This window comes from Chlamydiales bacterium (assembly GCA_031292375.1).
Lineage (GTDB): Bacteria > Chlamydiota > Chlamydiia > Chlamydiales > VFKH01 > JARLHF01.
In genome coordinates, this window is the sequence record JARLHF010000001.1 from 99,441 (window position 1) to 114,257 (window position 14,817).

Sequence of the window (14,817 nt, forward strand, 5' to 3'; positions counted from 1 at the left end):
AAACTTTATTAGATTAAACGCCTTTCTATGAATACTATTTTTAAAATAATACTTCCGGCAGCTTTTTTCCTCTCTCTAATTCTTATTTGGGAGGCTGTAGCTTCTTCTTTTCAAAACCTCACATTTGTCTTGCCCACCCCCTCTAAAATATTTGTGGGGATTATCGATAATTTTGATCGTTTCAAACTTCACACCATCGTAACATTAAAAGAAATTATTACAGGCTCTCTTTTGGCACTTGTTATTGCTGCACCTACTGCTTTTTTAATGCATGAATTTAAAACCGCAAAACTTACTATACAACCTCTTTTTATCATAAGCCAGTCGATACCTCTATTTACAATAGCCCCCATCATGGTCATATGGTTTGGCTGGTCGACAATTGCAATTATTATTCCAACAGCCCTCATGGTGTTTTTCCCGCTAACCCTAACCCTTTATCAAGGACTTAATGCAACACCTCCTGAATGGCTCGAATTTTTCAAACTGCACAAAGCATCCAAATGGCAAACTTTCACAAAGCTTTCTATTCCCTATGCACTTCCACATCTTTTTTCAGGATTAAAAATCAGTGCTGCCATTGCGGCAATTGGCGCTGTAAGTGCAGAGTGGACAGGGGCTCAAATGGGCCTTGGAATGCTCATACAAGATAGCAGAAGAAATACAGATCTTACAACGACATTTGGAGCCATCTTTTTTGTAATCCTGTTAAGTCTTATTCTCTATTTACTAACAATGCTTATTGAGCGCTTTGTTTGTCACAAAAAAAGGATCTCTTCAACAAATAAAATTCTTGCAAGTCTCTTACTATTAGCACTATTAGTTGGAACTACTGCATGCAATCAAAAAACCTTAGATCCAAAACCACAAACTCAAGAAGTGCACTTGCTTCTTGATTGGCTTCCTAATCCAAACCATGTACCTCTCTATGTGGGTATCAGTAATAACTATTTTGCGGAAGAGGGCTTATCTCTTCGACTACAAAGGCTCTCTGACCCTAATGATACAATCCTTTATTTGACTTCCTTGCAAACAGACCTTGCCATCTATTATATGCCACAAACTCTGCAAGCACTTGAAAGAAATGCTCAAATTAAAGTCATTGGAAGGCTCATTCCAAGGCCATTAAATTGCATTCTTTCTATTAAAAACTATGGTATTACAAAAGCCTCTGACTTAAATGACAAAGTTATTGGCTTCCCTGTAGGCTCATTAAGTAAAGCATACATTCAAGAGCTCTGTGAAACACATGATGTACATTTCAAAGATAGCGTACGCGTTGGCTGGGACCTAATTGCAGCGCTTAGCACAAAACAAGTCGATGTCGTAGAAGGTGCTTGCTGGAATATCGAATCAGAACAATTAAGAGCTCTCAACTTAGAACCCTCTTACTTACCCATTACCGATTTTGGCATTCCAACTTATGAAGAACTTGTTATACTAGCAAATGCATCCATTTCTCAAGACATAGCATTTGTTGAAGCCTTTCAAAGGGCTTTATCTAAAAGTATTCTCTTTTGTAAGGAACACCCAAATGAAGCTTTTGCTATCTATTTAAAGGAAAATCCAGACAAAATGAAGTACACTCAAACCTGGGAAGAGAGAGCTTGGAAAAACACCTACCCTCTTTTTGCAGACAACCAAGCGTTTGATCTATTATGCTGGCAAAACTTTGCAAACTGGATGTGGGAGCGAAAAGTCGTCTCAAAACCTCTTAACGTTTCGCTACTACAACCCTGAAAGAAAGAAGGAAAGATGAAACGCTGCATTATTCTTGCAAACTTTGGAGGCCCCAGAAATTTAGATGAAGTGGAAGAATTTTTAAAAGCATTGCTTACTGACCAAGATGTTGTCAGAACAAATCTACCACAATTTTTGCACACGCTTTTCTTTAATCGTATTGCAAAAAAAAGGGCTTTAAAAGTACGTCTTGATTATGAATCTATTGGTGGCAAGTCCCCCATCTATTCTGATACTGAAGCAATTGCTGAGCAACTTAAAAGTAAACTTAAAGAGACAATATTTACTTTCCATCGCTATTTGCCAAAAACACATTCTTCATTTATCCAAAAATTAAAAAATGAAGCCTTTGATCGATACCTTATATTTCCTTTGTTTCCTCAATTTACTTACGCAACAACTGGAAGCATTGCAAAATGGTTTGCAAACCATTTAGAGACTTCTTTAGTCAACAAAATACGCTGGATCAAATCATACCCAAGTCACCCCCTTTTCATAAAAGCACATATAAATGCCATACTCGATTTTCTCTTAAAACACTCTTTAAAAGAGGAAGAGACATATCTTCTTTTCTCTGCCCATGGCCTTCCGCAAAAATTTGTACTTGAAGCAGACCCTTACGAAGATGAATGCTACGCATCTTACAATAGTGTGATGAGTTATTTTCCAAAAGCAAAAGGCCTTCTTTCTTTTCAATCTAAATTTGGAAAAGATGAATGGTTAAGGCCTTATACAAGCGATGTATGTACAGATATTGCAAACCTTGCTAAAGGCAAAAAAAATGTCGTTGTTATTCCTATCAGCTTTACATCAGACCATATTGAAACCCTCTTTGAAGTTGAACAAGAATACTTGCCTCCCATCAAAAAACAAGGCCTAAATGCCTATAGAGTCCCTGCACTAACTCTTAGAGAGGATTGGATCCACGCAATCATAAACATCATCGAAGACAAAAATCTTTGTAATAATCAGATGTTGGTTAGAAAATAGACTCAATTAGGTTGAGGAATTGTATACACAAACAAGTTCAAAAATTGTTTGTATATATATAAAAAAGGCGTTGCTCTTAAAATAACAACGCCCTAATAGAAATAAAATCTTAGAATCTGATATCAGCAGCTACTGAAAGTGCAGTTTCATTAATGAACCTACCCTCTGCTGTTACTGACATGCGACCCATGTCTACAAGAGTTGCACCCACTACAAATCCCCATTGACGCTGGTTTTCGTAGTTAGACAAGTTCACAGTCTCTCCTAAAGCTCCTGGAACTCTTGTACCTATAGGAGATCCGCCAAAATTAGCTCTTGCCTTTGACCAAGTAGCTGCAACATAAGGGACCAAGTCGCAAATTCTATGAGAAATACCTAAGGCCACTTGACCCTCTTTATATTTTCTGCTCGAATTATTTGGAGCAACGCTTGTTCCATCAATGGTTGTCCTTGAAATCTGAGCTGGTCCCATCCACTCATATTGAGCATCAATACCAATATAAGTCGTTCCAAATCTGCCCCAGCAAGATTCCCAAAGGATTGCCTTTATTCCAACACCACCAATTGTTCTGGTGTTATATTTAGCAGTAAAGGCATCGATTGTTGTAGAATCAAAACCATCTACAGCACTTGTGTTTACACTTACATTTGCAGCACCTACAAACCCGTAAATGTCAAGCCTATCCCAAAGGTTTAAAGCAAGTGTTCCTTCATTAGCATAAAGGCTGAACCTGTCAACATGATGCCATTCACCCCTCATATGTTTGTTATAAACAAAATCGCCACGATAGCCGAATTTTATTCCCCAGCAAGCGTTATCATCGCACTTAAACGTACTATCTGTTAATAATGCGGGAGCACCTGGATTTAATACTGGCATTGCATATAGCAACGAGCCTGCTAAAAGACCTGTAATGACTGATAATAGCTTTTTCACGATACCTCCATTTAGTTCGTTCATTTAAGCTCATTTAAATAGCATTGAGGAGCGCTTAAACAACTCTCTCTCATCTTATTCACTTACTATTTGCCTATTAATTTTCTTTTTGTCAACTGTTTTATTTAACAAAACCTTAAAATCTTATATCAGCACATAAAGATAATGCCGTTTCTGTCAAAAATCTTGCCTCTGCAGTAACGTTTACAGATCCAATATCTACAATAGATGCACCTACTGCATACCCAAAATGACGACGACTTTTCATTGTATCTGTTTCAAAATAAACAAAAGGCGATTTAGCAGTAGACCATCTTACTGCAATATAGGGCACGAAAAAATGAATCTTGTGTCCAACCCCAACTGCAATCTGCCCCTCTTCAAACTTACTACTAAACGCTCCAACATTAAGTTCTGCACCACTTAAAGTCCCTCTACTCCAAGGAAATCTGTCTGTCCATTCATATTGTCCATCAATGCCAATGTAGGATGTTCCATAGCAATCCCAAACACTCTGCCAAAGAATTGCCTTTATACCGACACCACCTACAGTCCTTGTTCTCGTACTTACAATAAGGTTCTCACCAGAATCCTCTGCAATCATTCTAAAATCGATATTGGAAGCTCCAACATAACCATATATATCTATTCTATTCCAAAGATTGAGTGTTAGCACTCCCTCATTATTATAAATACCAAACTGATTGATGCTATCACTTAAAAGATCTTTAAAAAGCTTATTATAGACAAAATCTCCTCTATAGCCAACTTTTACACCCCAACAATCTCCCCTTTCAGCCCAAACCATCCCTTCCGTCAAGAGAGCAGGAGCACCAGGATTTAATACCGGCAGCCCATAAAAAATAGAAGTAAACAAACAAAACATGCCAGCAAAAGAGAATATCAACCTATTTTTCACAGTAATCTCCATAAAATACACATTAATGAATTAGAACCTAAAATCAGCAGCAATGCTCATTGCTGTTTCATCAATTAATCGAACCTCTGCAGTTACGAGCATGCGTTTTGCATCAACAAGAGACACACCTACCGCAAGGCCCCACTGTGAACTTGCATGGTATTTACCCAAATTTAAAACAGTTCCAGGCGTTAAAGACCCTTCAGCACCTACCTGCCCAGAAGCATTAGCTCTTGCATTAGACCACTTTCCTGCGATATAAGGAACCCAAGTGCCAATTTTATGCCCTACACCAAGAGACACCTGCCCTTCACGATAACTTCTACCCACACCATTCGTGTTTACATTTATTCCTTGAATGGTTGCTTTATCAATAGAAGTTTTACCCATCCACTCATATTGAGCATCAATACCAATATAAGTAATTCCGTGCCCAAGCCAGCAAATTTCCCATATGGTTGCCTTAACACCAAGGCCACCTATTGTTCTTGTACGTGATCGAGTAGTAAATGCATCAAATAATGTGCCTAAATTAGGATCTTGAGGATGCGCCTCTGTATTAAAGCTAGCAGATCCAATAAAGCCATAAATATCTACTCTGTCCCACATATTAAGGGCGATTACTCCCTCATTTGCAAAGAGGGCGAATGCAACGTCTGTGCCATTGACATTATAATGTCGATTGAATACAAAATCGCCACGATACCCAAGTTTTAATCCCCAAAAATCGCAAGCATCGCACTTAAATACTCCCTCTTTTACAAGGGCAGGAGCTGCTGGATTAAGAACAGGTAGAGCATGCAGAGAATACCCTAGAAACGAAATCCCCAAAAATAGTATTAACGACAATCTGCTCATGTTACCTCCAAATCAGGGAAAAGAATTAACACGAACTATGTTTTTACGTCTATACATATCGTTAAAAAGTAAGAGAATCGTGCACGCACATGCAGATACTCTATAAGAAAAAAACAATAGCGCTGAGAATTTCCCAGCTCTATTGTTTTTTAATACACGTTATACACAAACAAGCTCAAGAATTGTTTGTGTATATTATCTCTAGAATCTGATATCGCCAGAAATTGTAAATGCCGTCTCATCAATGAAACGAGCTTCTGCCGTTACTGACATACGCCCTGCATCAACCAAAGATAACCCTACCGCATAACCCCAGTGACGAGTTGCGCTTATATCATCAAAGCCAATACCATCCACTGTAACTGACGTACCATTTAAAGGAGCCCTTCCATTAGACCACTTTGCAGCGACATAAGGAATCAGGTTACAAATCCTATGACCAATTGCTAAAGAGACTTGGCCCTCACGATATTCTCTCTTAAAGTCACCAGAACCTTCGCTATCCCCATTGCGCGTCACCCTAGAAACAGGTGAACTTGCCAGCCACTCATACTGACCGTCAATGCCAACATATGTAGTTCCATAAGATCCCCAGCAAGTTTCCCAAAGAACTGCTTTAATTCCAACACCTGCAATTGTTCTTGTATTATAGTGGAATATAAATTCATCAGATTCCGCACCTGTAATATAGCGCAAATCATCTTCACTCATATTAGCAGCACCAACAAAACCATATATGTCTAATCTGTCCCATAAATTTAGTGTAAGAACACCTTCATTTGCATATAAGCTAAAGTCTTTGTGATGCCCACCAAATGCGCTTTTCATGTGCTTATCAAACACAAAATCTCCGCGATAGCCAAACTTAATGCCCCAGCAGTCGTTTTGATCACACATAAATACACCATCTGTCAAAAGAGCTGGGCCGGCTGGATTTAATACTGGTAATGCATAAAGAGCAGAACCCATAACTAATCCTGCAACTAAAGATAAAAGTTTTTTCATTGTTACCTCCATTTTAAACCTAAACATTCTATAAACCTAAGTTTTGGGTTTAAACTCCCATTAACTTCTGTCGAACACACAATCACAATTTCCATTTCTTTTTGTCAATAAAATATTTTTAATATAGATAAAAAAAAGAGCCTTTAAGTTTCCTTAAAGGCTCTAAAAAACGAAACACACCTAATGTGTATTTTAGAATCTGATGTCGCCAGCTATTGTAAACGCTGATTCGTCGATGAAACGAGCTTCAGCAGTTACTGACATGCGGCCTGCATCAACTAAAGACACACCAATAGCATATCCCCAATGACGAGTTGCACTATATCCATCTGGTGTAAAGCCAGCAATAGTTGCAGTATGGGATAGAGGAGCTCTTCCATTAGACCACTTTGCAGCAACATAAGGAACGAGGTTACAAATTCTATGACCAATTGCTAAAGAAACTTGGCCTTCACGGTATTTTCTACCTACACCACCCGCAGTCTCACTAGTACCATTGATTGTTACTCTAGAAGCAGGTGCATTGCCCATCCACTCATATTGACCATCAATGCCAACATAAGTAGTTCCGCAAGATGCCCAGCATGTCTCCCAAAGAACTGCCTTAAGTCCAACACCACCGATTGTTCTTGTGTTGGAATGGAAATCAGCTTCAGAAGCTGCACCAGAGTCTGTTGTTAGACCTTGTGAGCCCCAATTAGCAGCACCAACAAAACCATATACATCTACTCTATCCCAAAAATTCAGCGTAAGTACGCCTTCATTCGAATAGAGACTAAAGTCTTGGTGACGTCCACCAACACCACTTTTCATATGTTTGTTGAATACAAAATCGCCACGATAGCCGAACTTAACGCCCCAGCAGTCATCTTGATCACACATAAACACGCCGTCTGTCAAAAGAGCGGGTGCAGCTGGATTTGCTACTGGCAATGCATAAAGAGCAGAACCTGCAACTAATCCTGTTATTACGGATAAAAGCTTTTTCATGTTACTCCATTATTTGCTTTTGTAAAGTTACTACTTCAGATTTCCCATTCATTTAGTGTTAACTTTATATAATAAAACAATCTACAACAAACTTTAAACAAACGTAAGTTAACTTAACAAAACGTATGTAAATAGTCACTATCGTAAAAAATTACGTGGTTATTACCCCACACACCAGTCTAAGACTATTAAAGGAATTTAAACGCCCCTAAACATCAAAGACTACCTTACTATATAGAGATCTTACTATATTTTGACCAACATTTTTCTTTCTAATATGTAAAAAACATCCGAAACCTTAAAAAACATCCGCTTTTTTAAAACATTTAGAATGAAAATGCGTATCTTTAGTTAATCCAATTGTTAAAAACATTGCACACGATTTGATTTTTTTATTCTAAATTTAAAATCATAAAAATAAAAAAATCAAACCGTGCGAATTACAGCGTACCGTATAACAAGCACTCAGACTTTTTCGCAAGAACAAAATAAAAATTACGTCCAATATTTCTTTAAACGATTCACTATATCATTTGGACCCTCAATAAAGAGAATAATATCATTGCCTTCATACTCGCGATTGTGGATCTGACCATATTTTTCAATTTCCTGCAATACACTGTAATCCTTCTGAGGCACCCTAATAACAACTTTTTGTCGTCCCTTCTCAAGTTCTTGTATCATTAACTCTGCAAGTTTATTAAAACCCATACCCGTAAGAGCAGAAATCTGCACTGTCTTTGGATACTTATGCTGCAATGCATCCAAACTATCTAAATCTGTACATAAATCTACTTTATTCAGTACCGTAATAACGGGTTTTTCCGTAGCATTTAGCTCTTTTAAAACATCAAATGTTGCTTTTGCTTGCTCCTCTCTCATGGGATGGCTTGCATCGATAATATGCAAAAGAATATCTGCCTCAACAGCTTCTTCCAGGGTGCTTCTAAATGCCTTTACCAGAGTATAGGGTATCTTTCGAATAAAACCCACCGTATCAATAAGCAAAACCTCTTGCTGATTTGGAAGAACAAATTTACGCGTTGTTGTATCAAGTGTTGCAAATAATTTATCCTCCACAAGAACATCTGCTTCTGTTAGAGCCTTTAAGAGCGTAGATTTTCCCACATTCGTATAGCCAATAATTGCAAATGTTGGAATGAGCGATTTCTGCCTTGCCCCTCTTTGGGTCATACGATAATCGCGTACCTTTTTCAACTCTGACTCCAACCTTTCAACCTTCGCTTTCAATATCCTCTTATCAATTTCTATCTGCTTTTCCCCCTCTCCTTTCATATTTACACCACCCCCTCGTTGGCGAGAAAGGTGTGTCCAAAGCCTTTTTAATCTGGGTAGCTCATATCTAATTTTAGCAAGCTCTATTTGCAGCTTAGCTTCTTTTGTTCTTGCATGCTTTGAAAATACCTCTAAAATAACTTCTGTACGGTCTAAAACAGGTATCTGAAAAAGTTTCTCCAAGTTTCTTTGCTGCCCAGGAGATATTTCATCATCGATAATTAAAATATCTGCATTTTGCTCCCTAATGATTTGAGAAAGCTCTTCCAACTTACCCTTACCAAGATATGTAGAAGCCTCAAACTTTTTGATGGAACAGGGAATGCCTTGAAGTGTTTCCATTCCAAGAGTATCTACAAGTCGCTTTAACTCTTGCAGATTCTCTTCACACTCCGTTTTTTCAGATCCCCCTTTATAAACACTAACCAAAATAGCTCGCTTACAAGAAGACTCTATAAAACCTACAAACTCTTCATTTTCAACTTCTATACTATCCATAATTCAATCCAGCGTAAAATGTATTTTCAAACCATCAAAACCAAGATGAACTCCTGGTGGTAACTTTGAACTAACATCTTTATAATCTAATTCATGCGAAAGATGTGTCAAATAAACCTTTTTTGCATTTACTTTTCTTGCAAAAGATATGGCCTCCTCTAAATTAAAGTGAATAAAAGATGCGCTTTCTCGAAGAGCACTTACAACCAGGATTTCAACGCCATAAAGGTCTTCAAAAATCGATTCAGAATATTTTTGGATATCCGTAACATAGGCAAAATTCCCTATTCTAATTCCATTTACAGGCATATTTCCTTGTAAATAACTAAAATAAGTAATAGGAAGCCCAAAAAGCTCTACTATACCACGATCTTTTTCTAAGGCCTGAAAAGCCAAGCTGGCAGATCCATTATCTTTTGAATTCTTCTCTTTGAATAAATAATAGTACCTAATTTTTATCTCTTCATAACTTTGAGCTGATAAAATGCAAGGCAGTGCTCTCTTCTGTCTAAATGTATAAATACGAAGTTCATCAATTCCTGCAATATGATCAAAATGTGTGTGCGTTAAAATCATCGCATCTAATTTCTCTATACCATATTTAAGGGCCTGTATTCTAAAATCAGGGCCTGAGTCTATCAAAATGTGCTTACCCTGAACCTCTAACAAAGCAGATGTTCGAAGTCGCTTATTAAATTCAGAAGTCGACGTACACACCTTGCAATTGCAACCAATAACAGGAACACCTGTAGAGGCTCCGGTACCTAGTAATGTAAATGTTCCTTGCATTATTCACCCATAAACTTGACAATTAATGCCCCAGTATAAAACCAACATGTTTAACATGCAAATAGCCATTATCGGAGCTGGTTTTGCAGGACTTGCTCTTTGCTACTATCTCTCTCTAGAAAAAAATTCTTCTGTCACCATTTTTGATCCTTTCGATAGCAAGAAAAGCGCCTCTTTCTCATCCTCTGGTCTTCTACATCCTTTTGGAGGAGCTCACTGCAAAAAAACATGGCTTGCAAATGAATGCATGCATAAAGCAAATGAGCTCATTTCCACCGTAGAAACTAATTTAAAAATAACAGTTGCAAACCGCTCTGGTATTTTAAGACCTGTAATTAAAGCCTGTCAACTAGACGACTTTCAAAAAGCAAGTACATTACACGAAGATGCAATTTGGTGGGATCAAGAAACATGTTTAAAAAAAATTCCTTATCTTATCTCCCAGGGAGGACTTTTTATTCCTTCTGGAATTTCTATCGACTCTGAACAATATATTGATGGATTAAAAATATGCTGTAAACAAAATGGCGCTATATTCAAAACTCAAACATTTTCTAATTCCCAAGAATTTCATTCATTTGATGCAATTGTTGCATGTACAGGATCTGCTACTACAGACCTGCCAGGTTTTCACCATTTACCCCTACATTTTGTGAAGGGGCAATTAATCGAACTTAGTTGGCCACAAGAGTTAAAACCCCTCACCTACAGCCTAGTTTCAGATGGGTATATAACCATGACCTCTTCTAAACAATCCTGCATCGTAGGGGCCACTTATGAAAGAAATTATACTGACGCATGTACAACCAAAGCTGCAGAAATGGAACTTCGCAAAAAAGCAGAAGCCTTTATTCCGCAACTAGAAAACGCCCCTCTAATTTCTCAAAAAGCAGGCATTCGCGCCTTTTCACCAAACAACATACATCCCATTATTGGAAGAGTAGACACCTCTACAAAAGCTAATCTTTGGGTATTTACAGGACTTGGGTCTAAAGGCATGCTACAACATGCCTACTTTGGCGCAAACCTAGCGAGGGCAATTATAGAAAATAATCCAGAGATCCTTCCAAAAGAAGTGCGCTATCGATTGTGATTCTTACATGCAACATGTGCTTCTGCTGCAAAGTTAAAGAAAAATACAACAAAAGGACTTAAAAACAACGCCATAGGAAGCATCACAAAAAACCATTGTAATATCGCCTGCACAATGCATTTAAAAGGCAAGTATTCCATACTTACAAAAAATGCAGTAAACAACAAAAAAACAGTGACAATAAGTGCTGGTAGAGTACCCACAATAAAAAACACTACATTTCCAAGCACATTTTGCTTTAAGCGAGAAATAACTAGAGGAACCATTCTGTAGCTATCTTTTTCATTTAAAGCAACTAGAGGTGATACAAAAAATAATACAGATATTGCCAAAACCCCTAAAACTAAAAAACCCAAAACCAATAAATAGGGCACAAAAGCAAATAACATCTCAATAATTGTCCCAACTACAGGCATACCTCTTATAAAGACAAAAAAACCCAAAAAAACCCAAAGTAAAAGGTAGGACAAAATAAGCGGAAAAATAAGATATAAAGAGCTCGTTAAAGCCTTCCAAGATCCCATGCACACTTTTAAAAAACTTACTTCTCGTCTTTTGATCTCATCATGGTATAAGCGAATAAGTGTAATACCCGCAGGAAACAGTAAGGCACAACCCGCACAGAAAGGCAAAAAAACAAGCATCGTTGCCATCCAAGGATTTACATAAGAAATAATCCCCTTACAAATGACTGCAAAAAGACCAGAGCACGCAAGTATTACAAAAACAAACAAGAGCTTTTTCTTTGAAAACGCATGTAAAAAAGCTCTGTTAAACATATTACTAAGTTCTGAAAAAGTCATTATCTATACCAAGTGTGTAATGAATGCATCAATGAGGCTTCTCTCTTCTACAAGTTCTTTTTCTGTTAACATTATCTTGTGCCTTAAATCTTCATTCCAATCAAGTCCCTCAACAATTTCACACTTTCCATCCCCTGTTGAAATGCAAGGAAAAGAAAAAATTAAACCCTCTTGAATCCCATATGGATTATCATCTGAGCAAATTGCAAGCGAAAACCAAGAATCTTGCTTTGTTGGAAATAAAATATCTTTCATGGCATCAATGATAGCTTTTGCAGGGCTTCCAACTGAAGATCTTCCTCTTGTGGCAATGATTTGATCCCCTCTTTGCTGAACAGATTTGATTAATTCTTCCTTCTTAATGAACTCCTCAATATGTTTTCCTTGAATCCTTGCATGATATAAGTCTGGCACTTGCGTTGCTGAATGATTGCCCCACACAACTAAGTGACTTATATCTTTTACTGATACTTTAGCAGTCTTTGCAAGTAAGCATGAAGCTCTATTTTGATCCAATCGCATCATCGCATAAAAGTTTCTCCTAGGTATATCTGGAGCGCTATTCATTGCGATTAAACAGTTTGTATTGCAAGGGTTACCTACAACCAACACTTTTACATCTCTTGAAGCAACTTCATTAAGCGCTCTTCCCTGCTCTAAAAAAATCTTTCCGTTCACACTTAAAAGATCCTTTCTAACCATTCCAGGACCCCTAGGCGTTGCCCCTATTAAAATTGCATAATCCACATTTTTAAAAACTTCAAATGGATTAGATCCTATATGAACTCCTTGCAATAAAGAAGATGCGCAATCCTCTAACTCCATTACAACGCCTTCAAGAGCCCTTTGCATTTCTTCTATTTCTAAAAGATGCAAAACAATGGGCTGATCACTTCCAAAAAGATCGCCGTTGATCAATCGAAAAAGAAGGTTATACGCAATTTGACCCGCAGCACCTGTCACTGCTATATGTTTTGCTAATGTCATCTCCACCAACCTTTATTAGACTTCTTGCGTAATTACATTTGCTTGTTAAAATTGCCTTTTTTGACATCTTTATCGTTAAATTTTTCAACCATATGTTCACATATGGTTGAAAAATTTATTAATAAATCTACTCAAAAAATTTCAATTTTTCTAAGCAAAGCTAATTACGCAAGAAGTCTATTTTAATTCAACGTCGTGGATTATACATAACCTACTTAAAAAGTCATTTATTATTATACAGAAACAAGTTCAAGAGTTGGCAGCTTTTGACAAAAAGCCATGCTCCAATTGTTTAAGAGCATTTTCTATTATTGTTCTGACAGCGATAACGTCAATAGAGGACTCCTCATTTTTTAGAAATTCTCTTACCGAGTGTATCTCGCTGCCAATGCTATACGTTTTTCTTCCCCTTGTTTCCTCCAGGCACTAACAAGCAGTTTTTCATCCTCTTTAGCACACTTTTCAAGCTCTTGAAGCCTTTCATTTCTTTTATCTCGACCTAAAATATCCATACTAACCATCAAAGAAAATACTTTATTCCATGCTTTTTCTGTCTTTGCTCCAAAAGCTTGTCTATTTATTTCAAGAGGTAGTTCAAGAATTGCCTGTTTAATTACGTTCTGTTTTATCTTTATTCCCCTTGGCAGCGCCTCTTCTTCTGAGCGACCCGGGAAACCTAAATCACAACACATCTTCTGCTCTCTCTTCCATTCTTCTCTTGCAACAAACAAATCTTTAACTGGCGGATAGAGACGTTGACATGCCCTTTCAAATGCTTTATCAAATTCCTTGAAAAACTCTATAATCTTGTCTCTTGTTTCATCTATTGTCTCAAGGCTTACTTCATTAGGAACCAAATCAACAGGAAAGAACTGCAGCAAACTTGTTGATGCTTCATTTATTTTCATACTCATAATTACAAACCTCATTTAAAATTTGATTATAAAACTATTTGATTATTAAATTTATAAGGGCCAATTATACATAATTCTTACGCCGCGTGCAACCTTTTTTGAATCCGCGCTTCCTTAACCAAACGTCAGCTCGATTTTTAACCAAAATGGCTCAACGAAAAAATTAATCGGGAAAGGGCGGGCACAGGCACGGACACGCATAAACAATTCTTCAACTTGTTTGTGTATGAACTTCCTCGTCTAGTACAAGCGAATATTTAAAATGCTTTGAATAATCAGATACTTGAATAACTTAAAACTATCTCCTTTAGAGGCTTTAAAGGGATTTCTTTTACTGGATGGATTATTTTGCGTTAACAAGACAAGCTCTGCAAGAGACTTCATCTTTTTTTTATTTTTATCTTTTGTTTCTCTTTGACGTTTCTTTTCTTTTTCAGCATCTGTATCAAAAAACAAGATATTCCCTACCTTTGCAATTAGACTTGAATCTTCTATCTTACTTTTTTTCTGAAAGGAAGGTGCCATTATGCTTTCTCTTAGAGCTCCACTAACTATAGCTCTTTGCCAAAGTGCAAGACATTGATAAGCCTTTGTATCTACTTGTGGTGCTTTTTTTTCAGAGTTTCTTGAATAGATCGATAAAGAAGGATCATAGTATGCACCAGAAATATTTGGATCTATCACGTAAACGACCTCCATATTAAACTTAATTTTACCTCGATTTCATTAAGATACAACAAAGATAATCTTCATATTTTCTTAACGAAAGGTTAATATAGCATTAATATTTTAGTAAAGAAAAAAATCATATCTATAATAAATAATTAGAAACCAACGACTTACGGCTATATTAGACTCCTTGCGTAATTACATTTGCTTGTTAAAATTGTCTTTTTTGACATCTTTATCGTTAAATTTTTCAACCATATGTTCACATATGCTTGAAAAATTTATCAATAAATCTACTCAAAAAATTTCAATTTTTCTAAGCAAAGCTA

General features: G+C 37.0%; 14 protein-coding genes. 3 read left to right on the top strand and 11 right to left on the bottom strand.

Annotation, left to right across the window (positions count from 1 at the left end; all coding sequences use genetic code 11):
- The first annotated feature begins 27 nt into the window (after positions 1-27).
- Both P4L16_00420 and hemH read left to right on the top strand, forming a co-directional pair.
- Complete coding sequence (locus P4L16_00420; protein MDR3623591.1) at positions 28-1,740, top strand: ABC transporter substrate-binding protein; 1,713 nt, start codon at positions 28-30, stop codon at positions 1,738-1,740.
- A 15-nt stretch (positions 1,741-1,755) separates the two neighbouring features.
- Complete coding sequence (hemH, locus tag P4L16_00425; protein MDR3623592.1) at positions 1,756-2,730, top strand: ferrochelatase; 975 nt, start codon at positions 1,756-1,758, stop codon at positions 2,728-2,730.
- 109 nt (positions 2,731-2,839) lie between these two features.
- On the opposite strand, the gene P4L16_00430 is transcribed toward hemH, so the two are convergent.
- The 7 genes from P4L16_00430 to P4L16_00460 all read right to left on the bottom strand — a co-directional run bounded on the left by P4L16_00430 (position 2,840) and on the right by P4L16_00460 (position 10,022).
- Positions 2,840-3,667, bottom strand: coding sequence for a hypothetical protein (locus P4L16_00430; protein MDR3623593.1), 828 nt, complete (start codon positions 3,665-3,667; stop codon positions 2,840-2,842).
- A 136-nt stretch (positions 3,668-3,803) separates the two neighbouring features.
- The gene (locus P4L16_00435; protein MDR3623594.1) at positions 3,804-4,598 is read right to left on the bottom strand and encodes a hypothetical protein; all 795 of its coding nucleotides are present in this window, start codon (positions 4,596-4,598) and stop codon (positions 3,804-3,806) included.
- Positions 4,599-4,616: 18 nt separating this feature from the next.
- The gene (locus P4L16_00440; GenBank protein MDR3623595.1) at positions 4,617-5,444 is read right to left on the bottom strand and encodes a hypothetical protein; all 828 of its coding nucleotides are present in this window, start codon (positions 5,442-5,444) and stop codon (positions 4,617-4,619) included.
- Positions 5,445-5,645: 201 nt separating this feature from the next.
- Complete coding sequence (locus tag P4L16_00445) at positions 5,646-6,449, bottom strand: hypothetical protein (protein MDR3623596.1); 804 nt, start codon at positions 6,447-6,449, stop codon at positions 5,646-5,648.
- Positions 6,450-6,641: 192 nt separating this feature from the next.
- Positions 6,642-7,439, bottom strand: a complete 798-nt coding sequence (locus P4L16_00450; GenBank protein ID MDR3623597.1) for a hypothetical protein — start codon at positions 7,437-7,439, stop codon at positions 6,642-6,644.
- Between the two features lie 495 nt (positions 7,440-7,934).
- Positions 7,935-9,233, bottom strand: coding sequence for a GTPase HflX (hflX, locus tag P4L16_00455; protein ID MDR3623598.1), 1,299 nt, complete (start codon positions 9,231-9,233; stop codon positions 7,935-7,937).
- A 3-nt stretch (positions 9,234-9,236) separates the two neighbouring features.
- Entirely contained in the window at positions 9,237-10,022 is a 786-nt protein-coding gene (locus P4L16_00460) for an MBL fold metallo-hydrolase (GenBank protein ID MDR3623599.1), read from the bottom strand.
- Positions 10,023-10,077: 55 nt separating this feature from the next.
- Here P4L16_00460 and P4L16_00465 point away from each other — a divergent pair, with 55 nt between their 5' ends.
- On the top strand, positions 10,078-11,115 hold the full coding sequence (locus tag P4L16_00465; protein ID MDR3623600.1) for an FAD-binding oxidoreductase: 1,038 nt from the start codon (positions 10,078-10,080) through the stop codon (positions 11,113-11,115).
- Here P4L16_00465 and P4L16_00470 read toward each other — a convergent pair.
- The 4 genes from P4L16_00470 to P4L16_00485 all read right to left on the bottom strand — a co-directional run bounded on the left by P4L16_00470 (position 11,103) and on the right by P4L16_00485 (position 14,503).
- The gene (locus tag P4L16_00470) at positions 11,103-11,918 is read right to left on the bottom strand and encodes a hypothetical protein (GenBank protein MDR3623601.1); all 816 of its coding nucleotides are present in this window, start codon (positions 11,916-11,918) and stop codon (positions 11,103-11,105) included. The two genes, P4L16_00465 and P4L16_00470, sit on opposite strands and share 13 nt — an antisense overlap.
- 3 nt (positions 11,919-11,921) lie before the next feature.
- A complete protein-coding gene (locus P4L16_00475) occupies positions 11,922-12,905 on the bottom strand; it encodes a malate dehydrogenase (GenBank protein MDR3623602.1) in 984 nt (327 codons plus the stop codon).
- A 365-nt stretch (positions 12,906-13,270) separates the two neighbouring features.
- Positions 13,271-13,819 carry a hypothetical protein gene (locus P4L16_00480; protein MDR3623603.1) on the bottom strand — a complete coding sequence of 183 codons (549 nt, stop codon included), beginning with the start codon at positions 13,817-13,819 and terminating at the stop codon, positions 13,271-13,273.
- Between the two features lie 240 nt (positions 13,820-14,059).
- Positions 14,060-14,503 (bottom strand): hypothetical protein, encoded by a 444-nt coding sequence (locus P4L16_00485; protein MDR3623604.1) that lies wholly within the window; start codon positions 14,501-14,503, stop codon positions 14,060-14,062.
- Between the last annotated feature and the right edge of the window lie 314 nt (positions 14,504-14,817).